Annotated in this window: 21 protein-coding genes and 1 pseudogene; 13 read left to right on the top strand and 9 right to left on the bottom strand. The window is 40.0% G+C overall.

Annotated elements, in window-relative coordinates:
* Both PTT44_RS06515 and PTT44_RS06510 read right to left on the bottom strand, forming a co-directional pair.
* Positions 1–1,242 (bottom strand): OmpP1/FadL family transporter, encoded by a 1,242-nt coding sequence (locus tag PTT44_RS06515; protein WP_168158064.1) that lies wholly within the window; start codon positions 1,240–1,242, stop codon positions 1–3.
* A gap of 442 nt (positions 1,243–1,684) precedes the next feature.
* The gene (locus PTT44_RS06510) at positions 1,685–2,098 is read right to left on the bottom strand and encodes a DUF962 domain-containing protein (protein WP_168158063.1); all 414 of its coding nucleotides are present in this window, start codon (positions 2,096–2,098) and stop codon (positions 1,685–1,687) included.
* Positions 2,099–2,165: 67 nt separating this feature from the next.
* On the opposite strand from PTT44_RS06510, the gene PTT44_RS06505 reads away from it, so the two are divergent.
* The gene (locus PTT44_RS06505) at positions 2,166–2,990 is read left to right on the top strand and encodes a helix-turn-helix transcriptional regulator (protein ID WP_168158062.1); all 825 of its coding nucleotides are present in this window, start codon (positions 2,166–2,168) and stop codon (positions 2,988–2,990) included.
* A 166-nt stretch (positions 2,991–3,156) separates the two neighbouring features.
* Positions 3,157–3,933, top strand: coding sequence for a class II aldolase/adducin family protein (locus PTT44_RS06500; RefSeq protein WP_004696021.1), 777 nt, complete (start codon positions 3,157–3,159; stop codon positions 3,931–3,933).
* A 33-nt stretch (positions 3,934–3,966) separates the two neighbouring features.
* On the opposite strand, the gene PTT44_RS06495 is transcribed toward PTT44_RS06500, so the two are convergent.
* Entirely contained in the window at positions 3,967–5,379 is a 1,413-nt protein-coding gene (locus tag PTT44_RS06495) for an aminotransferase-like domain-containing protein (protein WP_168158061.1), read from the bottom strand.
* A 127-nt stretch (positions 5,380–5,506) separates the two neighbouring features.
* Between PTT44_RS06495 and PTT44_RS06490 the strand changes: the two genes are divergently transcribed.
* Together PTT44_RS06490 and PTT44_RS06485 are read left to right on the top strand one after the other, a co-directional pair.
* On the top strand, positions 5,507–6,367 hold the full coding sequence (locus PTT44_RS06490) for a DMT family transporter (protein ID WP_168158060.1): 861 nt from the start codon (positions 5,507–5,509) through the stop codon (positions 6,365–6,367).
* Positions 6,368–6,778: 411 nt separating this feature from the next.
* Positions 6,779–8,620: a monovalent cation:proton antiporter-2 (CPA2) family protein gene (locus tag PTT44_RS06485; protein ID WP_168158296.1), complete on the top strand. Its 1,842-nt coding sequence runs from the start codon at positions 6,779–6,781 to the stop codon at positions 8,618–8,620.
* 118 nt (positions 8,621–8,738) lie between these two features.
* Here the strand turns inward: PTT44_RS06485 and PTT44_RS06480 are convergent, their stop codons facing one another.
* Complete coding sequence (locus PTT44_RS06480) at positions 8,739–10,316, bottom strand: sensor domain-containing diguanylate cyclase (RefSeq protein WP_168158059.1); 1,578 nt, start codon at positions 10,314–10,316, stop codon at positions 8,739–8,741.
* Positions 10,317–10,637: 321 nt separating this feature from the next.
* Here PTT44_RS06480 and PTT44_RS06475 point away from each other — a divergent pair, with 321 nt between their 5' ends.
* Entirely contained in the window at positions 10,638–10,817 is a 180-nt protein-coding gene (locus PTT44_RS06475; RefSeq protein ID WP_168158058.1) for a hypothetical protein, read from the top strand.
* A 147-nt stretch (positions 10,818–10,964) separates the two neighbouring features.
* On the opposite strand, the gene PTT44_RS06470 is transcribed toward PTT44_RS06475, so the two are convergent.
* A complete protein-coding gene (locus PTT44_RS06470) occupies positions 10,965–11,195 on the bottom strand; it encodes a DUF2171 domain-containing protein (protein WP_168158057.1) in 231 nt (76 codons plus the stop codon).
* A 221-nt stretch (positions 11,196–11,416) separates the two neighbouring features.
* Positions 11,417–11,906: pseudogene (locus PTT44_RS06465) on the bottom strand (serine acetyltransferase).
* A 512-nt stretch (positions 11,907–12,418) separates the two neighbouring features.
* Between PTT44_RS06465 and PTT44_RS06460 the strand changes: the two are divergent.
* A complete protein-coding gene (locus tag PTT44_RS06460) occupies positions 12,419–12,637 on the top strand; it encodes a hypothetical protein (RefSeq protein ID WP_004696033.1) in 219 nt (72 codons plus the stop codon).
* 339 nt (positions 12,638–12,976) lie between these two features.
* On the opposite strand, the gene PTT44_RS06455 is transcribed toward PTT44_RS06460, so the two are convergent.
* Complete coding sequence (locus PTT44_RS06455; RefSeq protein ID WP_168158056.1) at positions 12,977–13,564, bottom strand: hypothetical protein; 588 nt, start codon at positions 13,562–13,564, stop codon at positions 12,977–12,979.
* An 89-nt stretch (positions 13,565–13,653) separates the two neighbouring features.
* Positions 13,654–14,352: an exonuclease domain-containing protein gene (locus PTT44_RS06450; protein WP_104222123.1), complete on the bottom strand. Its 699-nt coding sequence runs from the start codon at positions 14,350–14,352 to the stop codon at positions 13,654–13,656.
* A gap of 492 nt (positions 14,353–14,844) precedes the next feature.
* Here PTT44_RS06450 and PTT44_RS06445 point away from each other — a divergent pair, with 492 nt between their 5' ends.
* From PTT44_RS06445 to rnk, 3 genes are all read left to right on the top strand, one after another.
* Entirely contained in the window at positions 14,845–16,080 is a 1,236-nt protein-coding gene (locus tag PTT44_RS06445) for an alpha/beta hydrolase (protein ID WP_168158055.1), read from the top strand.
* A gap of 156 nt (positions 16,081–16,236) precedes the next feature.
* Positions 16,237–17,490, top strand: coding sequence for a serine hydroxymethyltransferase (gene glyA / locus PTT44_RS06440; RefSeq protein WP_005400534.1), 1,254 nt, complete (start codon positions 16,237–16,239; stop codon positions 17,488–17,490).
* A 170-nt stretch (positions 17,491–17,660) separates the two neighbouring features.
* Positions 17,661–18,065 (top strand): nucleoside diphosphate kinase regulator, encoded by a 405-nt coding sequence (gene rnk, locus PTT44_RS06435; RefSeq protein WP_004696044.1) that lies wholly within the window; start codon positions 17,661–17,663, stop codon positions 18,063–18,065.
* A 32-nt stretch (positions 18,066–18,097) separates the two neighbouring features.
* Here rnk and PTT44_RS06430 read toward each other — a convergent pair whose 3' ends face one another.
* Complete coding sequence (locus PTT44_RS06430; RefSeq protein WP_168158054.1) at positions 18,098–18,763, bottom strand: hypothetical protein; 666 nt, start codon at positions 18,761–18,763, stop codon at positions 18,098–18,100.
* A gap of 162 nt (positions 18,764–18,925) precedes the next feature.
* Here PTT44_RS06430 and PTT44_RS06425 point away from each other — a divergent pair, with 162 nt between their 5' ends.
* The 4 genes from PTT44_RS06425 to PTT44_RS06410 form a co-directional block, all read left to right on the top strand.
* Entirely contained in the window at positions 18,926–19,714 is a 789-nt protein-coding gene (locus tag PTT44_RS06425; RefSeq protein ID WP_168158053.1) for a tellurium resistance protein, read from the top strand.
* 19 nt (positions 19,715–19,733) lie between these two features.
* A complete protein-coding gene (locus tag PTT44_RS06420) occupies positions 19,734–20,867 on the top strand; it encodes a toxic anion resistance protein (protein ID WP_168158052.1) in 1,134 nt (377 codons plus the stop codon).
* Positions 20,868–20,900: 33 nt separating this feature from the next.
* Positions 20,901–21,827, top strand: a complete 927-nt coding sequence (locus PTT44_RS06415) for a hypothetical protein (protein WP_168158051.1) — start codon at positions 20,901–20,903, stop codon at positions 21,825–21,827.
* A 171-nt stretch (positions 21,828–21,998) separates the two neighbouring features.
* The coding region (locus tag PTT44_RS06410; RefSeq protein WP_273795568.1) for a thioredoxin family protein at positions 21,999–22,795 on the top strand (797 nt) is incomplete at its 3' end.

Genomic DNA, 22,795 nt, shown 5'->3' with positions numbered 1-22,795 from the left:
TTAGAAGCGATAACCCATTTTCAAACCATAAGCGATGGCGCTGTTATTCTTAAAATCTGCTTGTTCTGCTGTGGATTGAATACCAGATATAGGCAGATGGTAAGTTCCATCTTCAGCAACAACTTCACCTAGCCAAAAATATTTGATTCCACCTGCAATAAAGTAATGGGGTGTAGGGTTAAATTGTGCACCGAAACCAAGTCCCCAAGAGCCTTTTGTTGGGTTTAAATTGGATGCAGGATCACCTGTGCCAGAGTCCCAGCTGATTTCTGTTGATGCACTCCATTTTGGGGTGAATTGGTGTCCAATCCCTAGTGTTGTTGTCCACTGATCGTGCTGGTAGCTGTCTAAATCAAAGCCATCGACATAAGTACCGTCACTGATGATCGAAGAGATGTATTCAGTCAAAGCACCAAACTGGGTAGGGCGAATTTTAAACTCTTTCCAGTTGACCCACCGCAGATTGGCATAGGCGAGGGTATTCGAAGCGATCCCTGTTTGAATATCGAGATTGACGGATTGAGGCGTAGAAATTTTTGTTTTCTGTGGAAGTGTAGCTTCTAAAGGCTCACCAAAGACCGTTTCCGTGACGTGCAGCTTATGATCGATTTTAGAACGATAGGTAATGGCTGCTTTTAAAGCAATCTCCGGCTTTTGATAACTTAAACCTGTTAACCAACCCACTGCATGGTCTTCTTTAAATTTCGCATCATATCCATTAAAAAGAGGGCCATAGGCATTTCCTCGGAGTGAGACATCACCTTCTACCGATTGATAAACTGCACCGCCGTAAAGTTGAAAGTTTGTGAATGGGCTGATACCGAGAAGCATACTGATATTGTGGGTATCCACGTTTACAGAAGTGCCTTGTTGGCTGAACTCATTATCTGAAAATGTATTATTGGATTGCAGCGGATAGTGAATGTCGGCACCGAATGGTTGATCGTACAAAAGGCCAAAACTGACATGTTCGGTTAGCTGCAGTTTTAAAGCGGCATTGTAATATTGAAAGCTATTTCCCATATTACCAGTATTGAGATTCGTCACATCACTGACTAAATCTGGTCGGTTGCGAATTTTCCCCGAAATATCTGGATGTACGCTGGCAATGCTGACTTCAGCATAATGTCCTGTTTCTAAAAAGGGCAGAATCGACTGGCCGGATTGATCCAGAGCAGATGCATGGATCAAGCTACAAGAGGATATTCCAAATATGCCAATCACCAATGGGCTGAGTTTCATGTAAATCGTCCTTGAGAATTTTTTGACTTGTAATCGCTATTGTTTGTCTTCTTGGCACTATGTTTTAGTGTGGAGTAACTTGATAAAAGTCACTCACCACTTTAAAACAGTGGTGTCCAAGCTCAAGTTAATCACTGAAAAGAATTGGAGAGTAGGGTTGTAATTGAGCATTCAAGGGGGGATTTTCGGTCAATAGTAAGGACTTATTTTATAAATTGAGCCTGTGAGAAATGAATGCTTTGATTGAGCTGTTGGCGAGTGTGGATCACTTTTCATTAGAGCAGATGATGACGCCGTGTAGTGGACATTGATGCCGGCTAAGTTAATGTTATTAAGGAGCGTTGCTTTTATAGACCGTTTGTAGTGCATAATCTTAGTAATAATCGTCAGATTTCGATCAAACGGACTGCCCTACAAATATATAAGACAGTCGTATCTTTATTTACCAATCGACGCGTTTTAATAAAATGTCTTTATACATTTTAAAGTCACAAACGAAACTGTAAAACGGATATGTAAATGTGGCAGGTTTATTATGTTCAAAAAAGAAATGACCGACCCACGCAAATCCATAACCCACCACAGGCAAAGCCCAGAGTAGTTTTGCATTTTTGGTCATCGCCGCAGCCGCAGTAATCCCGATCACACAGGTGGTTCCCACAAAGTGTAAACGTCGACAAGTGGGGTCTTCATGCTGAGAAAGATAGAAGGGATAGAATTCTTTTAAGGTTTTATAACGGCCATCACTTCCTTTAATTTGCACATCAGGGCTTGCAACCAATGCAGAAGAATGATTGGCGTTATTCACCAAATCTTGCATATTGTTTTTAATTTGGGTTTGGGTATTCTGTAACATGTCCTACTCCTTTAGTGTTTACTAGGCGTAGTTTTAAACAGTAAACCAAAGATGGTCTTGAACGAATATGCTATCGCAAAGCAAGGATGCGAGTTTAGGGTTGGCGCACCAAAGTAAAATTTACACTTGGGATGGTGTCATTTTGTATGTGACTCATGAGCAGTTGAATAATGCCCATGCCCATTTTCCAGCACTTTTACAAATTGGCTTGGGCACACCTTTTGCAATCACTTTAGACGACCAAGTACGTCGTTATCACGATATTGTGGTGATGGCACCCAATGTGACGCACAGTACCGATTCAGAAAATCAGCCTTATCTTGCGCTCATGATTGATCCTGATCATGCACTCTATGGACATTTCTATCCATTGCTGAATGGCGAACAGATTTGTTCTTTACCTGCCGCTTGCCTTGCTACGTTTCATTCACAGTTTCAAAAGTTGATCGCTGGGCAACTCAGTCCTGATGAAGCCAAACAATTGGTTTTAACGCTACTGTCGACGTTAAATCCAAATCCGTTGCAGGTATTGCCATGGGATGCCCGCGTTTTACAAGCTTGTCATTATATTCAACAACTTGTACCTCAGCAGATTCCCACAGTAGCTCAAGTCGCGGCATATACGGGACTGTCTGAGTCGAGGCTGATGCACTTGTTTAGTCAGCAATTGGGGATTTCAATGCGGCGCTACATTCTTTGGTTGCGTATTCGCTATGCTATCAAACTCTGGGCAGCAGGTCGGAGTTTGATTGATGTTGCCTTTGAAGCGGGGTTTGCTGATCAGGCACATTTCACCCGAACTTTACGCAGCATGGTTGATTTTGCCCCCTCGATGCTGAAAGGCAAAACCATCTTCGTGAATGACTGCATTAAAACACCATTTATGTCATAGCGTGTTAAGTTGCTTGATAGCACACGGAAATAGCAGAATCATTCAAGACAGGTTTCGCTATTTTACGAAGAATCAGTTTATGTTGAGAGAAGGACCTAAGCAGGGTTGAGCTTTTTCCTTCAAGCTCAACGTCAACTTTAATGGATAGAGATAATAGGGATAACAAATGACCAGTTTACATGCGATGAAAAGTCTAAAAGATGTCGTGTCCGAAAAAGAATGGGATGCGCGTTGTCAGCTTGCGGGGTTGTACCGTCTAATTGCGCACTTCCGCATGACCGATTTAATTGATACGCATATTAGTCTACGCGTACCCGACGAAGACGGTCATTTTCTGATTAATCAATATGGCATTCCCTTTGAAAAAATGACGGCTTCGCATTTGGTTAAAATTGATTATGCAGGCAATATTATTGCAGATTATGATCAGGGCAAACTGGTCAATACTGCAGGTTTTGTGATTCACTCCGCGATCCATGATGCACGTAAAGATGTGCACTGCGTGATTCATACGCATACCGCAGACGGCATTGCAGTGTCTGCACAAAAACACGGTTTATTGCCTTTGTCTCAACATGCTTTGAAGTTTTATAACAAAGTCAGCTATCACGAATATGAAGGGGTGGCGTTATTAACCGAAGAACGTGAGCGTCTCGTGAAAGACTTGGGGCACAACCGAGTCATGATTTTACGCAATCATGGTTTGCTATCGACAGGGGATTCAATTCAACGTGCTTTCCACGAGATCTATTTCCTTGAACGCGCATGCCAAGCGCAGATCAAGGCGATGGCGGGAGGAGCAGAGCTTCATCTTCCGTCTGAAGCTGTACGTCAACATACGGCTCAACAGTTTGAAAGTGAATTGATTGAAATGGTGATGCTGAAAGCATGGAATGCCGCGCTGTCTTTAATTGAGCATCAACGCGACGAGTATTGTTCATAAGCCATTCAACCATTTTAATAAAAGCCTCTATTTCTAAGTAGAGGCTTTTATTCTGCTGAGTTTTTGCTGTTGAGCTAACACATTTTTGAGCGTTTCGAAAATATGCGGATCTACCGATTGTGCGACATTGAAGCGTAAGAAATTCTGTGCATTTAAGGATTGGCTAAACGCATTTCCTGGTGCTAAAACAACGCCATGTTTTAAACACTCTCGCGCAATAATCGCAGCATCGAAACCGTCGGGAAGTTTACACCAGAGGAATATGCCCGCTTGTGGGACTAGCCACGGGTGAATATTTAAAGCTTCGAGCTGAGTGATGACCTTTTGCATTTCATGAGCAAGGCGTAAGCGCACTGTTTCCATATGCTTACGATAGCCACTGTCTTTTAAGGCAATCAGCACCATATCGGCGGCAAGTCGGCCACCACCAAAAGACGTAGCGATCTTTAAATCGATTAGATTTTCAATCCATTCATTTTTGGCCACGATATAGCCACAGCGCAAAGAGGCTGAAATCGTTTTTGAAAAACTACTCACTTGAATGACACGATTGAGCCCATCAAAAGCAGCCAGTCGTGGGGCAGGGGTATGTTCAAAGTCAGCAAAAATATCATCTTCCACAATGACTAAATTGGTTTGATCGACCAATTTAAGTAAGCGATGCGCCGTGACGGGGGAAAGCACTGCACCAGTTGGGTTGTGTATGCCTGAGTTGGTGATATACAGCCGTGGTGAGTGTTCAGCTAAAACTGACTGAAAGACCTCCAAATCTGGGCCATTGGGAGTATACGGTACACTCACAATATTGATGCGATGGGCTTTGAGCAGCGCATGAAAATTAAAATAGCAGGGGTCATCGACAATGACGGTATCGCCAGCTTTCAATAAAAAACGACAGATCAAATCAATTGCTTGCGTGCCAGATTCGGTGAGCATGATGTGTTCAGGAGAAGCTTCAACACCAATGTGAGTTAAACGACGAGAAATTAATTGTCGTAGTTCAGGATGTCCTGCTGCTGTTGCATATTCCACCAGTTCTAAGCTATCTGCTTTTGCCATGCTCCGCAGAGCACGTCGAACACCTGTCTCATATAACCATTCGGGTGGTAACCAGCCGCAACCCGGTTTGAGTGTGCTGTGATCTGTATCCAAGGCTTGTCGAGAGACCCATAAAGGATCGACCTCTCTATCGAGCTTAGGCCCCATTTGGGCTAAAGCCAGTGGCGCGACAGGGCCAGACACATAAAAGCCTGATCCGGGTTTAGACAGAATGATGCCTTCGGCCATTAAACGTTCATAGGCTTCGACAACGGTTGAAACAGAAACCTGCAATGTACGTGCTTGTTGGCGCACAGAGGGAAGGCGATGAGCGGGGAGATAGGTGCGTGAACTAATTTTGAGTTTAATTTCATCCATGACTGCATCAATTCGAGTTTGGCTGCGCATTCTATTTCTCCTAAACTGTATGGGCTTTTTATACATAACAGTTTTTATTTATTGTACTGGATTGTATCTCGATTCAAACATGTGGTCTATGTTCAACTTGAGCGATTAACGATAAGAGAATCACACCATGAAACAGGCAAGCAGCGGCTGGGTAAACGGATTAATCGGTGTCGCTATTTTTGCGGGGTCTTTACCTGCAACACGGGTCGCCGTTGCCGATTTTAGCCCCATCTTTTTAACCAGTGCACGGGCCACAATTGCAGCGTTATTAGGATTATTTTTTCTGGTGTTACTTCGCCAAGCACGCCCGACCGCTTCAAACGTACCTGCACTTGCGGTCAGTGCATTGGGCGTGGTCATCGGATTTCCACTCTTAACCGCTTTGGCCCTACAGCATGTAAGTTCTGCACATTCCATTGTTTTCTTAGGATTATTACCTATCAGTACTGCGATTTTTGCAGTTCTACGCGGGGGTGAACGGCCCAAGCCACTTTTTTGGTTGTTTTCAGTGCTAGGAGCTTTCTTTGTAGCAGGCTATGCTGCACTTGGAGAGACGAGTACTGCATGGAAAGGCGACCTATACATGCTGGCAGCCATTATTCTATGTGGTTTGGGCTATGCAGAAGGAGCAAAACTTTCGCGAACATTGGGCGGTTGGCAAGTCATTAGTTGGGCTTTACTACTCTCGTTACCTGTGATGTTCCCGATTGCATTATGGAGTGTGCCTGTTTCATTTCAGCATGTCAGTACAGCCGCATGGATGGGTTTGGCTTATGTTTCTGTCTTTAGCATGTTGCTGGGTTTCGTGTTCTGGTATCGAGGGTTAGCACAAGGTGGTATAGCCTCTGTTGGTCAACTGCAATTATTCCAACCCTTTATGGGACTTGCACTTGCCGCTTTATTACTACATGAAAGCGTGAGTTGGATGATGTTGGTCGTCACTTTGGCAGCCATTATCTGTGTGGCTGGGGCTAGAAAATATGCTTGAACATACGACGTTCTACTTTATCTTGATGGAGTAAAATTCCGAATGTCATCTCTATATCGTCAAAGATACAATTTATCTTTGACGATAGAATCTTACTAAATACTATTGTTAAGTATCTATCTGTTATAAAAATCTGCTCTTGATTATCTTCTGTTCAGAAGTAGTGATGTGTTTTGTATTCCTCGAATAAAATCTTGCTGTATAGCAACAATGCTGTATATAGTTTTAAACATAGACAGGTCAAGCGATGCTTAAATTCGCAGCATGCTGAGTGTTGATGATAAGTCTTCGGAAATCGAGAACGAAAAGATCACCGATGAGACGTCCTCTCCGTACAGGCGAGACCTTAGTGAATAAAATTAAAATAGCGTGAAAATGGCATGGATTGCCAACAACCAAGATGGGAACAAGATGAGTGCAGAAGTAGATTCACTAGGACTGGTTGGGCCTGTTGTACTGTTGAGTGCAGCGGTCATTGTCGTCCCTATTTTTAAACGTATTGGTCTAGGTTCGATATTAGGCTACTTAATTGCTGGATTGATTATTGGGCCATTTGGTTTTGCCTTTTTTAACAATCCCACAGCTATCTTACATATTGCTGAACTCGGCATCGTGATGTACCTCTTTATCATCGGATTGGAGATGCAGCCTTCGCACTTATGGAGTTTGCGGAAAGAGATTTTTGGATTGGGCAGTTTGCAAATCCTTATTTCGGTCATTGCCTTAACGGGTATGGGCATGTTGTTTGGCTTTAGCTGGAAAATAGCGTTCATTGGTGCTGCGGGCTTTGTTCTGACGTCGACTGCGATTGTGATGCAACTGTTAAATGATCGTGGAGAGCTGCATCAACGACGTGGTCAAAAGATTGTTGCAATCTTATTGTTTGAAGACTTATTGATCGTTCCTTTATTGGCATTGGTTGCATTTATGGCACCCAATCAAGCGGCGGAAAGCGCATCTATCGATTTACAAGGGATTGGCATCGGACTGTTGGCCATCGCTGGATTAATTGTTGCAGGGCATTGGTTACTCAATCCATTATTTAAAATTTTAGCTGCCGCAAAAGCACGTGAAGTGATGACCGCTGCGGCGTTATTGGTAGTACTGGGCGCGGCATTGCTGATGCAACTTAGTGGTTTATCCATGGCACTGGGTGCATTTTTAGCAGGAGTGTTATTGTCCGAATCGACTTTCCGACATCAAATTGAAGCGGATATTGAACCCTTCCGCAGCTTATTACTCGGCTTATTCTTCTTGGGTGTCGGGATGTCTTTGGACTTGGCAGTGGTCAGACAAAATTGGCCGTTGATTGTCAGTGGGGTAATTGCGTTGATGTTGACCAAAGCGCTGATGATCTATGTGGTCGCACGTTTGACTAAGAGTAATCATCCCGAAGCTTTAGATCGTGCCTTACTGATGGCGCAGGGGGGCGAGTTTGCCTTTGTATTGTTTAGTGCCGCGACGACAGCTCAAATTATTGACAATACCATCAAGTCCAATTTAACCGCGATTGTCGTATTGTCTATGGTACTAACGCCAATCATCGGTGTGCTGTTTAAACGCTTTACTCTGGAACAGGATGAAAGCTCACTTGATCAGGTCAAGGTTGCCGATGGCTTAACGGGTAAAGTATTGATGATTGGTTTTGGTCGCTTTGGTCAAGTGGCCAGTCAGCTGTTATTGGCACGTAGTGTGGATGTGACTATTATTGATAATGACGTCAACATGATCCAAAATGCAGAAAAATTTGGTTTTGATGTCTACTATGGCGATGGATGTCGTTTAGATATTTTACATGCCTCAGGGGCAGATACCGCAGAAGCAATTTTAGTCTGTGTTGACCACAAAGAAACGATTAATAAAATTGTAGAGTTGGTGAATGCTGAATTTCCTTTGGCTAAGCTGATTGTTCGTTCCTATGACCGTGAACACGCGCTGTATTTGTCCAAGAAAAATGTCAGTTTGATGGTTCGAGAAACCTTTGAGTCTGCATTGGCTTTAGGTCAACTGGCCTTGCAGCAACTGGGTGCAAGTCAGGATGAAATTCAGCAGGTAAGTGAGGATATCCGAGCTTTAGATCAGCAACGTTTTGAAACGGAAGTTGCAGCTGATGATGTCAAAGCGGGCATAGGTATACAATATACCCAGCGCAACCCGCGTCCGACTGCACCCTTGATTAAGCCGCAACATACAGGGCAATTATTAAATGATGCAGAACTAGAAAAAATGAGTGAGGTGGATGATAGAACTTAAAAGTATGATTTTTATCATCTTGAATGAAAAGGACTATTTTAGTCCTTTTCATTTTTGAACAGATGGATTTGAAAGCACTGCATGATTTGGCCTAACTTTATAGTGAATAAAATTGGTATCAATTCGATGACGTTGAACGGATACAATTTCGACCGTCATTTTTGGCTTGATAGAGTTTTTGATCCGCAAGTTTAATCACCTCTTGGATATCCTCAGAGTCTTGAGGCCAAGAGGCAATGCCAATTGAAACAGTGATCGTTCCAATCGGGTGTATGTAGCTTTGTGCTACTGTTATACGAAGCCGTTCGGCTGCTATATAGGCAATCTTTGGATCTTCGTGTACTACAAAAACAATAAATTCTTCTCCACCGACTCGACAGCACACATCATGTTGACGAAAGTTACTTTTCATATGAGAAGCCAACTTTTTCAACACGTAATCGCCTTGATTATGTCCATAACTATCATTCACTGCTTTGAAGTGATCTATGTCCAATGTCAGTACTGAAAAAGGTGTATTGGTTGCTTCTAATTCATTTAAAAACAGTTTCATACCGCGGCGGTTATAAAGCCCCGTCAGCGGATCGGTGTTCACGTGTTGTTTAAGCTCTGCAATTTCATCTTTAAAATGTTTGGAGCTGAGCAAGAGAGCGGTGCGAAAGCGTAAAGCTTCAAAATACCATGGATCGATGTTTTTAATGTCTTGATCAATATTTGGGCGAGTCAGCATGCTGGCCATTTGTGCAAGCTTATTGAGTGGTGATGAAATCAAGTATGATAGCTTCCACACAAATATGAACAAAAGCAAATAGAAACCGAGCATAGCCAGTGTTACTTTAACGATGATCGAGTTTGCTTGGCTTAATAATTCTAACGTTGGTTGTTGCGATACGACAATCCAATTCACACTTGGAATTACTGCAAAGCCCGCTAGGTTTTCGATCCCTTTACTATTGACCAGAGCAATCTTTCCAGTGGAGTGCGATCTAATATATTGCATTCCTGTATTATTTTTTAATGAATCTCCTATACGTGATTTATCTGGGTGGAATATTATTTTATTTTTATTATCAATAACATAGGTGTAGCTCTTTTTGTAAGAATAAGTCGTCGCTAACAGTTCACTTACCAAATTTTCTTTGTTTAAATAGATTGTGCCCGTCACTATACCCAAAAATTCATTTTGACGATTAAAAATAGGCTGAGCAATTAGTACAATCAAATTGTTTGACAAGCCCTTGTATGGAGAGGAAATATAGGTTTTCTTTAGTTTTAATGCTTCGGTAATACCTGGGGTCTTATATTGTTTTTTTGGATCAACATGTATGGTCTGAGGTGAATGTTCCAAAATAAAAGCATTCTTATCTACAATTGTGATCGAATTGAATTTTTGTGATTGATTTTTAAGGCGAATAACTTCAGCTTTTAAAACCTGTTGATTTGAGAAATCTTGACCAACAATTTGAGCACTGTAGCGTAGCTCACTCAACATACTTTCAAAATATTTATCGGTACTAAATGCAATCTTTGAAGCATAGCGTTGATTGGCCGCTAAAGAGTTCTCGGTTAACTGTTCCTTGATGACATAGTTCAATACAAAAATTGAAATTAGAAATAAGCTTGAAACACAGCCAATAATTAAAATCAAAATAAGTTTTTGTAAATCCAGACTATGAAAAACAGATTTCTTGATCACTCATGCCCCCAAGACAAGTACAGATTTTTTAAAGTTTTGTTGTGCCGCTTGTAAAAGCTCAATTCTCATGATTGGAATTAATCTGCGTGAAAATTGATCTAATCTTCTAGCTAATATTTTTCTAAGTATAGAGAAGCTTCATATTATTATATGAAAATTCTCTATAAAAATTACATTAGTTTTCATTAAGATAATATGAATAGTACACAATAGCGCATAATCAATCAAAAGTACTATTAAAGTTTAATGAAAACAACATTAAATTGACATGCCTAAACGCAATAATGAGATCTTTATTATTTCGGTCATTGGAGAACAAACATGAATGTCTTAGGCATTGGATTGATCATTTTATTATCATTAATCGGCTTAGGGGCACTCATTACAGGTTTTGCTGTGGGCGAAACATTCTTTGTTGTGATTGGATTACTTATATTTATTATGGCCTTTTTGGTTTGGTTAAGTCTTAAAGATAAAGTTTCAAATCCTTTTAAAGATTAAGAATGTTGTAATTGAGTGAATTTTATACCTTTGCTATAAATGAATATTGAGCGAACTGTGATGGACATTATGTTCTTTGTATCTACTCAGTGTGTACTTCATATGAACTACCAGCCCAAAGGCTGGTAGATTTTTAATTCTTTGAATCTATGCTTCAATCCAATTATCTTTAATTTCTTGGGCATCTTTATTTAAAAGGACCTGATCCTCTCGAATCTCTCTTACCCATGCACTTGGGATAATATGGTGTTTACCATCGCCATGTTTGGTGAGTTTGATTTCTTTGCCTTCAATGTGGTCAACATCTCCAACTTTAGTTCCACATACAGCAATTACACTAGAGTGTTCTTTAATATCTGAAATATTAATCGTGGTCATGATGTACCTCTATCTTATTCATCGAACAAAAACGAAGATTTACCCTAACCTAATTTCTCCTATTCATGAGTTTTTGAAATACAAAACCAACATATTATGTCTTAAAATTTACGGAGTATAAAAAATGTCAACCTTTGTTTTATTTATAGAGCGCTAAGTTGATTAAATTATGCTTATTTTATTTTTAGTCAGCGTTTATTTACTGAATTTCCAGCATTATTTTAATGAATGACTTTTGCATAATTACCTACAGCGGTTGCATTATCAGGAATATCTTTTGTGACCACACTACCTGCACCGATGGTGGTATTATCGCCAATTTTAACATTATCGATAATACAGACATTTGGACCAATATATACATTGTTGCCAATTACAGCGGCCTGATGACCGCCATTGGCACCAATCGTTTAAACTGCGATAGGTTGCATTGTTTCCAAGAACAGTAGTTACGTTGACTATCAAAGGTCTCTCATAACAGATGAACAAGCCATAGCCAATTTTTGTGGTGCAGTGGATATCGATCCCGTATTTCTTCTTATAATAAAAAATAGAGTAGACCAGTTTGCCGATCTGCTGTTTGCAAGCCGAAAGACGTAACCAACGCTAAAGTTCAAAACTGTAATTAAACAAATCAGTTTTGATAAATGAGTTTAGTTTTGTATTGCGACAATACCGATATAAATCACTCAAAATCAATTGCACTAACATGGAAAAGAATTCTTAAGATGAATGTGTGATTTACTTGATTTGATGCTGAGCTGTTATCTAGATTTAGCCTTTCAGTATAATCTCTTATTTTTTAAAAATATCAATTGGCTTTTATTTGTACAGTTGTTTCGAAATGTCATAGGCTCTTGTCGAGAGTAAAAAATGCTTTTATATTGTACTTACAGTAGGTCGATAACTAAGACGCTACGATGTAGTTGGACGGATCAATGACAGCTCGTTGAGTTTGGAACGAAATGTTCAAACAATAAATCAGCACTAGCCTTCCAACATAGAAAAGCTCGCAGCAATGCGAGCTTTTTTTATGTGAAAAAATATGACTATGTATCTCAGTTGTTAAGCATATTTGATTTAAGTTTATGATTTATAGTTATGATTTTGAAAATATTTATATAAATTAACATTGCGATAAATTCTAACAACTCTTGGGGAGGTGTTGGAAAAAACTTGTGCTATAAGATTAAGCAGAGCTAAAAAAGAAAAGGAAAATGACCATGACTCAGCTTGTAGATGTAAAGGTAAAGGACCAATACAGCCAAACTTATAATGTGAAGGCCCAGTTAAGGCAAGTACCTGAAAACTCCGAAGCAGAACGTTTGGATTTATTTAAACGAATTGAACATATCGTTGTTGATGGTGAAGTAATTCTGCCTAGTATTGAACTGTTATTTGAAAGTCGGCAAACGGAAAATATATACCGAGTTGTTGATTAACCCTATTGAAAAAAGCCCATGTTTACATGGGTTTTTTATGGGCGATCTATATCAAGTTAAGTTATCCCATTGCAGTATATAAGAGATAAATTTTTTTGAGCGATTATCTTGAAGGTCCTAAAGTGAAATTAGGATATCACTTCACACATAGTTTCTATTTATCAAGTTGTTAGACGAATGGTTCAAGTAACCATGGTGCCAAAGTCTGAAAAAGTCGATGAAAGACATTAAGATTTATTGCCTGAATGATAAAACAATAGATTGCTAATCAAACTCGTAGTCTTTAAATCTTAACTAAGGCCGAAAAAGACTCAATTATTATCCTTTGAATCTATTTATTTAAGCTGCCTGCAAACGCAACAGTGAGTGATTGATCTGTTGTAAGTGTTGGTTGAGTACTATGGGTTCTATTCGACTTTCCTGTAACGTCGTAATCCATTGCATTTGGCAGCGTTTGAGACTGTGTAAATCTGTCGCCGATTCAATTTGAAGAATAAGTTGTTTTGCCATTAAGCCACAATAACGTTGTAATAAGCTCATCATCAAATCGCGTGTTTCTTCAAAGCTATAAGCTTTAAGCGGTGGGGCTGGGCTTTGTGTAGGGGTGGGTGGTGAAGGGGGCTGCGCTGTACTGTCTAAATCTATTGGATTGACGCTATTTTGACTATTTTTTAGTAGTGATGCAGATTCGGATAGAGGCTCTATTGGGCTAGAGACGTGAGCTGTTTGTGTGGAATGAATTAAACCCAATTCAATTAATTGTTCGAGGATTTCAGGCGTTGCGATGCGTTGTTTGAACTGGTCAGCCAATTGTTCAAAATCTTCTGTACCAATTAAAACCAATAGTCGTCTTTGACGCGCATTGAGTGGAATATGACGTTGTTGTAAAGCATCTAAACCTAATGCTGTTTTTTGATAATGATTCATACCTTAATTTACTCCCCCGAACAAATAAATTAAGGCTGAACATACAGGCTGAAAATTACAACAATATTAAGAATTTATGACAATACATTTTAGAGCGTTTTAATGCTCGTATTTTCTAAAGCTTTACGTAAGTATGGATCGAGTTCATCTTGACGCATTAACCACTGAATATAGTCGGCAGGGAGTTCGGCAATCGCTGTTCCGCGATGCTTGCCAAAATTAATGACTCGCGGAATACGGGCATCTTCAGAGACAGCAAATAATTTCTCCATGCTGTTTATTTTTAATTGATGAACCACATGCATTAAAATATTGGCCGTTAAAATAATATCCATATCGGCGCGATGAGCTTTTTTAATCATTTCACGGGCTTTTTCACTGCCTTTTGAAATCATATAAATGAGTGCCGAAATATTGTGGGCTTCAGCATCAGGCCAGACCAAACGCGCAAGGGCCAGTGTACAAATCGCTTTAATGTGAGAAGTATCGACACCACATTTTTCGATAGCACGAATATCATAATCAATATTATGACCAATGATGTATTGCGTTTCTGCAGGTAGTTTAAAGGTCGTATAGTGAGGCTTCCCAATTAGGTCTGACTCTAAAATATGATGCACAGCCATCGCAGCGAATGAGATCGGTTCATCGACAGTATAGAGCTGATCAAATACTTGGCTTTTATCTAGGCTTAATTTGCCATTTGCAATTTCAATCGGTGCATATGCAATCTCAATGGGTTGACCATTTAGGGTATGGGTTTCTGTGTCGAGAATAATGGCTTGCATCTGCATATCCGAAAATTAAAAGCTGAATAAATTTATCATTTTCAAGACTATCAAGACAGCCTATGACTGCCAGATTTGTGGTTTATTCGCTGATTTTGTGCGGTGATGTTGTTTAAATCATCTGGTGAACCTAGGTGATTAGAGATCAGACTTTATTGAGCAAGGAAAAAGTCGGAAGTTACTTGTCAATTTATTTAGGCAGATTGAAAAGGAAAATGATTGCTTAAAATAAAAATAATTCTTTGGGATTCGGTTCAAACAAAGACGAGAGAAGAGCTCACTGCCTGAATTCAGTTGTGGGATCAGGATTTATTTTGAACTCCAAATGACCAGTTTTTATAACAATGGTGAGTGTGCATTTGCAGACAATGTTCACTTTGTATCATTCTCGTAACTGGTATTGCCATGCGTCATTTTGAGGCGTAAATCATTAATGTATTCAAGTGATTTGAATTGTTACAACAAGAAAAAATGTCATAAAGGAATTTTAAGATGAAAAAACATATATTGGCCGTGTTCGTCAGTAGTTCTGTGCTTGTTTTAACAGCCTGTGGAGGAGGGGATGGCGATTCAACTTCTGTTGGTGTAGATGATGGGATTCCTAAAAATAATATTGTTAATCCAGTCGTAACTACGCCAACAGCATATACAGCTACAGATATGTCAGCTACCGCTGGTGAAAGTGTAGTCATGACTTATAAGATGTTAGGTGTCCATAATCGGGAAGTACAAACGACAGCTTTGGTTTTTACTCCTAAAACTGCAGTACCTGCCAAAGGTTGGCCGATTGTGGTGTGGGCACATGGTACAACGGGTGTTGCAGATGCCTGTGCGCCAAGCCGTATTCCATTGAATACGTATGTTAAAGGGATGATAGATGGCTTCTTAGCGTCTGGGTATGTGGTTGTTGCTCCTGATTATGAAGGCTTGGGTGAACCAACAGCCGATCAATTACATCCATTCTTAAATGTCAAAAGTGAGGCCTTTTCAATTACGGATGCGGTGGTTGCTACGCGTAACTATTTAGGCGCTAAGGTTTCTAATCAATGGATGACGGTTGGTCACTCACAAGGTGGTCATGCGGCACTGGGCGCTGCGCAATATCAGTCTAGAGCTCAATTGGACTATAAAGGCACAGTCGCTGTTGCACCTGCTTCGAATTTATCTTTTATTTTAAATGCAGGAGAAATGAAAGCAGCAGCACAGCCTGACGTAAACGATAAGATAGAAACGCTTGCTTCTTTAGATACCTTCACCGCACTGATTACAGCAGGTTTACGTAATCAGAATCCAAATTTACAGTATTTCCAAGTTTTTAAAACGCCTACGAATCAAATTGCCGAAAAAGCTGAATCAGATTGTTATACTGTTTTAGGGAATAAATTTGGAGCGGCAATGGGGGAATATGCTCTCTTAAATAATTATTCTATTGAGGGTTTTCCCCGCACGCAATCGAATTTTATGGAAAATATTCCAGAGGTGAAAGATTTTCTAGCCAATGGTTCACAGCCCTTAAAAACTAAAATCAGCACCCCTATCATTATTTATCAAGGTGCGGCAGATGCTACAGTTCCAATTCAGGCAACAGATCTTTTATTGAGTACTGAGGCTGCAAAAAACTCATCAATTTCATATAGAACAGAGGCAACATGGGATCATGGTTCAGCTTATGCGTTAAATATTCCTAATATTCTGACCGATGTCAAAACTCTCATGCCAATTCAGTAATTTGCTTTGACTCAAATTGCTCATGGAGTTCTGCTTCATGAGCGATTATTTATTTAAAACTGCGTAAAGTTCGTTCTCGAAATTTATAAACTTCATGCTACAATACGCGCCAATCTTAGCACGGCTTAAAAGCCCTAATTTCATAGGACCTCGCTAATGTTTGCCAATATCTCAATTGCTGAATTTGATCCAGAAATCGCGCAAGCAATCACAAATGAAGATGCTCGCCAAGAAGCGCACATCGAACTGATTGCTTCTGAAAACTATTGCTCTCCAGCAGTAATGGAAGCGCAAGGTTCAAAACTTACAAACAAATATGCTGAAGGCTACCCAGGCAAACGCTACTACGGCGGTTGTGAATATGTAGACGTGATTGAACAATTAGCGATTGACCGTGCTAAAGAGCTTTTCGGTGCAGATTACGCAAACGTTCAACCACATGCAGGTTCACAAGCAAACTCTGCTGTTTACTTAGCTCTTCTTAACCCAGGCGACACTGTTTTGGGTATGAGTTTGGCTCACGGTGGTCACTTGACTCACGGTGCTAAAGTAAGTTTTTCTGGTAAAACATATAACGCAATTCAGTACGGTTTAAACCCTGAAACAGGCGAAATTGATTACGAAGAAGTTGAACGTTTAGCAATTGAGCACAAGCCACGTATGATCGTAGCTGGTTTCTCTGCTTATAGCCAAATTGTAGATTGGCAGCGTTTCCGTGACATCGCGGATAAAGTTGGTGCTTACCTATTTGTAGATATGGCTCACGTTGCTGGTTTAGTTGCTGCTGGTGTTTACCCAAGCCCAGTTCAGATTGCTGACGTAACAACAACCACTACACACAAAACACTTCGTGGCCCACGTTCAGGTTTAATCCTTGCAAAAGCAAACGAAGAAATTGAGAAAAAATTACAATCAGCTGTATTCCCTGGCAACCAAGGTGGTCCATTGGTTCATGCTGTAGCGGCTAAAGCAATTTGTTTTAAAGAAGCAATGGCTCCTGAATACAAAGTTTACCAACAACAAGTGGTGAAGAACGCTCAAGCAATGGCTGAAGTTCTTATTGCTCGTGGTTATGACATCGTTTCTGGCGGTACAGAAAACCACTTGTTCTTGTTATCTCTTATTAAGCAAGATGTAACAGGTAAAGAAGCAGATGCATGGTTAGGTGCAGCTCACATTACTGTGAACAAAAATGCCGTACCAAATGACCCACGCTCACCGTTTGTGACTTCTGGTATCCGTATTGGTACACCGGCTGTGACGACTCGTGGTTTCGGCGAAGCTGAAGTACGTGAACTTGCTGGCTGGATCGCTGATATCCTAGACAGCAAAGGTGACGAAGCTGTGATTAACGCTGTTAAAGCGAAAGTTGAAGCTGTTTGTGCGAAATTTCCTGTTTACGCAAACTAAGTTCTGACTTGAGAAAGCCCCCTCAAGGGGGCTTTTTTTATAGCATTAAAAAATCAAAATCAGTTGAAATGTAATTTAGACTGCATTTCTGATATAACAGAAGTTATAGGCTAATAAATTATTTTTAATAAGAATTTTATTCATACCGTATTCAAATAGGAATGCAGCACATGGCAAACCCAGCAATTATCATTTCTGAGCAGGATCTTCATCGTTTAGAAACGATGTTAGAACATCAGCCTAAACTTACACCGACCATGCAGTTGCTTGAAGAAGAATTGGCCCGCGCCGATGTTGTTGCTCCACAAGATATGCCTGCCAATGTGGTAACGATGAATGCAAAAGTTTTACTGACCATTGCACCATCTACAGAAGCATCTGAAATTACTTTGGTTTATCCGCATGATTTTAAAGGCGAGAAGGGACAGGTCAATGTTGTAGCCCCAATTGGTGCAGCAATTCTTGGCTTAGCTGAAGGTCAAGAAATTGAATGGCCGCAGCCAGATGGTCAAATGATGAAAGTCAAAATTGAAAAAGTGGTTTATCAACCTGAGCGTGAAGGCGATTATTTATAATATCGAAACACTCCATTTTAAAGCCATGTTGATCATGGCTTTTTTATGACTTTGAATATGTACTTTCTATACTGAAAGACAGTAATGCAAAAGAAAACAATAAAATAGAGTGCTGATTGATTGCGATTTTTTATTTCATTTAGATAGAGTTGTTTATATTGCTGAGAGGCTTGTTCATAGCCGAAAATCTTTTTCCCATTCACATTTAATGCATACAAAATATCTTGATGGCTTTTTAGATAGGTGATGGGTTGCCCTGTCCAAGTGGGAATATCTAAAGGGAACTGCATTGCATCGAATAGCCATTGGCAAGTATGAAAATAGCGAATAGGTAAATTTATTTTATTCATTGGATTTTTCGGGCCTGTGTCAGAGGAGGTCTTAAGTGGTGCGTCTGGCCAACGATCACACCAAACTGTTTGAATTCGACCTTGGTTCTGGCTAAAGATACCGACCAAAAAGTGCGTTTTCCCCAAGCTGTTTAAGTTATAGGGTGCTTGATTTTTTTGATAAAGTTGGACGGCTGTTTCATTATCTAGCAGTGTGCCACTCACTTGTTGTAATTGGCTTGGATCATGCTCTAAAAATGTTTCGTGAATGTGTTTTGCTTTATAGTGCGCACCAACACTAATAAGTAAGGTTAATGCAATGCAGAAACCTAAACTATAACGAATGATGTGCTGAAGGCGAATGATCATAATTTTGAATAGATATAATTTTGTTGGAAACAGAAGCGATGATTAGCCAGATCAGGATAAACGGTTTTCACAACATTTTTGCAAAAAATCTACATGTTATGTGACATAAAAGCTGTACTATAAAAATGATTTTATTCAATTTCTTTATTGGGTTAAAGCACTATGGCACAAATTGACGTTCTTGTTCCTTTAAGGGATATACCAGTCAATTCAGATGAACTTTTAAGTATCCAGCGTAATGATTTGGTTCCGTTGCTGAACGATCAATATCGTCTCAATCATTATGCAGATAGTGTCATTCAAGCGCAGTCTGTGATGTTAAATGGAATAGATCCGCAGCTCACTTTACAGTTGAGCCAAACCATTGAGCAACTGATCCAGTCATTGGCTGACTCAAAAAAATACCTGAAGAAGCGTAAATTTAATGGGCTACAAAAGTGGCTCGGAATTGATATTGAATATGGTTCAACCCAAGTTGAATACTATAAGAAACTGGATCAGCTGTTGGATCGAGCCAATCATCTCAGCCAAAAATTACAAATTGAAATTCAAAAGGCACAGGCGCGCTATCAGCAGTTAACAGGCTTACGTGAGCAAATGGCCAAATATGTATCTGCGGCTGAAGCATTTTTAATGGAATATCCTAAATTTGTGAAGAATGCACATCCTTTAGATAATTTTGCAGAACGTTTATCCAAGAAAATAAACAGTTTACAAACTTTGCAAAGCAGTAATGATATTGCGATCACTCAAATGCAACTGTCTCAGCAGCTTTCATTGAGTTTGTTAGACCGATATAAAGAGGCACAACAGGTCTTGATCCCAGCATGGCAATATCATGTCAAACAATCGCAGCAATCAAGCTCGACAATTGAACTGGAAAAGCTCGATAATAGCCGTGAAAAATTGATTCATACCTTAAAAAAATCACTACAGAAACCAACACTTTAAGAAATAGATTAGGTGAATTATGACCAACTCAGAACAAAACAGTCTTGTGGTAGAGCCAACCACCGAAGTGATTGAACATAAGTTTCAACAGTTAAATTTGCAAGAAATTGGCTTGCAACAAGATGACTTCAATGCGGTCTTGGCAGCACGGAAAGAGTTGGCAGAAATCAACCATAACGCCGTAGCGGAGTATGGTAAAAATATTGCGACACAAACCTCAGGATATACCGATGAGTTGTTAAATTTGGTTCAAAATAAGGACTTGGATGAAACTGGGCAAAAGCTGAATCAGGTGGTACAAGTCGCACAACAGCTCAATACCTCAAGTATCTTAAATAAAAAGAAAAATTCAGGTTTCTTAGGTGGCTTGATGAGCAAAATTAAAGGGGCAAAGAATAATATTGATATGCACTTTAATACCACCAAAGAACAAATAGATACTTTGGTGAAAGAAATTGAAAAATCGCAGTCTGGTTTAAAAGCACGCGTTGATACTTTAGATCGGATGTTTCATGGTGTACAAAGTGAATATAAACAGCTCGGTGTGTATATCGCAGCGGGTCAGTTGAAACAGGATGAAATTCAGCAGGAAATCTCAACACTGACTGCACAGGCGCAAGACCAAACCACAACGCAGAGAGTTTACGACCTCAATCATTTAGCCAATAATTTGGAAAAACGTGTAAGTGATTTGCAGGTTTTACAACAATCAGCCATGCAAACATTACCGATGATTCGTATTATTCAGTCTAATAATTTGATGTTGGTCGATAAGTTTTATGCGATTAAAAACATCACATTGCCAGCATGGAAAAATCAAATTAGTTTGGCGATTTCTTTAAATGAGCAGAAGAATAGTGTGCAGTTGGCCAATACCATTGACGATGCGACCAATGACTTATTGAAGCGCAATGCCGATTTGTTACATCAAAACTCAGTAGATACAGCAAAAGCCAATCAACGTTCAGTGATTGATATTGAGACACTTGAACATGTACAAAACACCCTCATTAAAACAGTAAATGACGTGATTCAAATACAAAAGGAAGGGATGCAGAAACGTGCTGAAGCAACCACACGTTTGCGTAGTTTGCAGGACAATTTGAATCAATTGGTTTTAGACTCGAGTTCTAATCGTACGACACCATCTTAATGCCGAGCTGGGTGGTCAATAGAGGAGAAGCGTTTGCCTTCCTTAGATGAGTATGTTGTTCAGCCTCAGCACATTGAACAAGGCGTGTTTGCACTCAAACAACGTCAACGTAAACTGAGTTTATGGTGTATGTTGAGTGCCGCCTTGTTTATTGCTTCCAGCATTAGCTATTTTTTACAACCAGATTTTGTCTATAGTTTTTTTGGACTGAGCACTGAAATACAGCAACTACATATGCCCATGAGTGTCGATGAAAATCTCGCATCACTAGGGCATCAGCCAGATTATTTTCTGAATTTGCTGTCGTGGTTTGGTTGGCTTGTGCTCAAGATCATGGTGTCTTTTATTGGGGCATTCATACTGGTGCACTATGCACGGAAAATTCATTTTTTCTATGTACGTTTTCAATCTTTTATACTGAAGTTTGTGGCATGGCTGATTGCCTTTATTCTGCTTTGGTCAGGCCTGACCTACCTGCAATATGATTTAAAAGATGATGACAGCGAGGCTTTTCAGCAAATCGTACACTACGATAAAAATATTCAACAAAGTGAAATAGCGCAGTATTTGCAGCAGTCGAAAATACAAATACCTGTAAAACATTATTTGCTTGCGCAGACGGCATTGTTACACCAACCTGTCGATAAAAATGCAGCAATTCCGCATGTGCTTGCTCTGGTCCAAGCAGAAAAAAATGATTCACATTTTATTGAATATGGGTTTAAGCCTGAACAGTTATGGACGATGCAACATCAACTCTATGGCAAAACACTCACGCCGATGGCTGCAAGTGTAGAAAAACAAGTTCAGCAAGCAGCGCAGTTCACTAAGGTCATGCAATTCTTCTCGCTTATCTTGATGCTACTGATGGCGCTGTTGAGTCTTGTGTTATTTGGTCTAACGCGTCAGTTAAAAGCTAGAACTTTAAGAATTGAACAGCGGATGCAGAGTGAATCCTAAGCTTTGACTTCATTTAAAGTCCTGCGTTTAGTGTGACTTTTTATGATGAATATCTTTATAAATCTATAAAACCGATTATTAAAATAAAAACAAACTGTTTTATCTATTTTTAGATTTACTCTATGATTCTTCTATCAAATAAATTTATAGACTGCTTTGGAGAGCTTAACAATGTTAGATCAAAATACTTCAGCTCAATTAAAAACACTTCTTGAACGCCTTGAAGGTCCGATTGAATTGGTTGCGACTTTGAATGGTTCTGAAAAATCAGACAAAATCAAAGAATTGGTTGAAGAGGTTGCAGCACTGTCTCCACTGGTGACTGCACGTTTTGATGGTCAAAACTCACGTGCACCCAGCTTTGGTGTAGCAAAAGCCGGTGAAGAGCCGCGTGTCTTCTTTGCGGGTTTACCGATGGGGCATGAGTTTACCTCTTTGATCTTGGCATTGTTACAAACCTCAGGTTATGCACCCAAAGTATCGGATGAAATTTTAGCTTCAATCAAAGGTTTAGGTATCCAGTCTGACTTTGACGTCTTTGTCTCTTTAAGCTGTCATAACTGTCCAGATGTGGTGCAAGCGTTGAACCTGATTGCTATTTACAATCCGGGCACGACAGCAACTATGATTGATGGTGCATTCTTCCAAGACGAAGTTGAAGAACGCAAAATCATGGCTGTACCGATGGTGTTCCAAGATAATAACGATATCGGTCAAGGCCGTATGACCTTGGAAGAGATTGTTGCCAAACTGGATACCAATTCTGCGGCCAAAGAAGCTGAAAAGCTCAATGCCAAAGATGCTTTTGATGTTTTAGTGATTGGTGGTGGTCCTGCAGGAAATACCTCTGCCATTTATGCCGCACGTAAAGGCATTAAAACGGGGATTGTAGCTGAACGTATGGGTGGTCAAGTCATGGATACCATGGACATTGAAAACTATACCTCGATTCAAAAGACTCAAGGGCC

It is taken from the genome of Acinetobacter sp. Gutcm_16, assembly GCF_028649355.1.
Classification (GTDB): domain Bacteria; phylum Pseudomonadota; class Gammaproteobacteria; order Pseudomonadales; family Moraxellaceae; genus Acinetobacter; species Acinetobacter johnsonii.
Note: the sequence above shows the minus strand (reverse complement) of the source record. Positions and strands in the feature narration are given on the sequence as shown.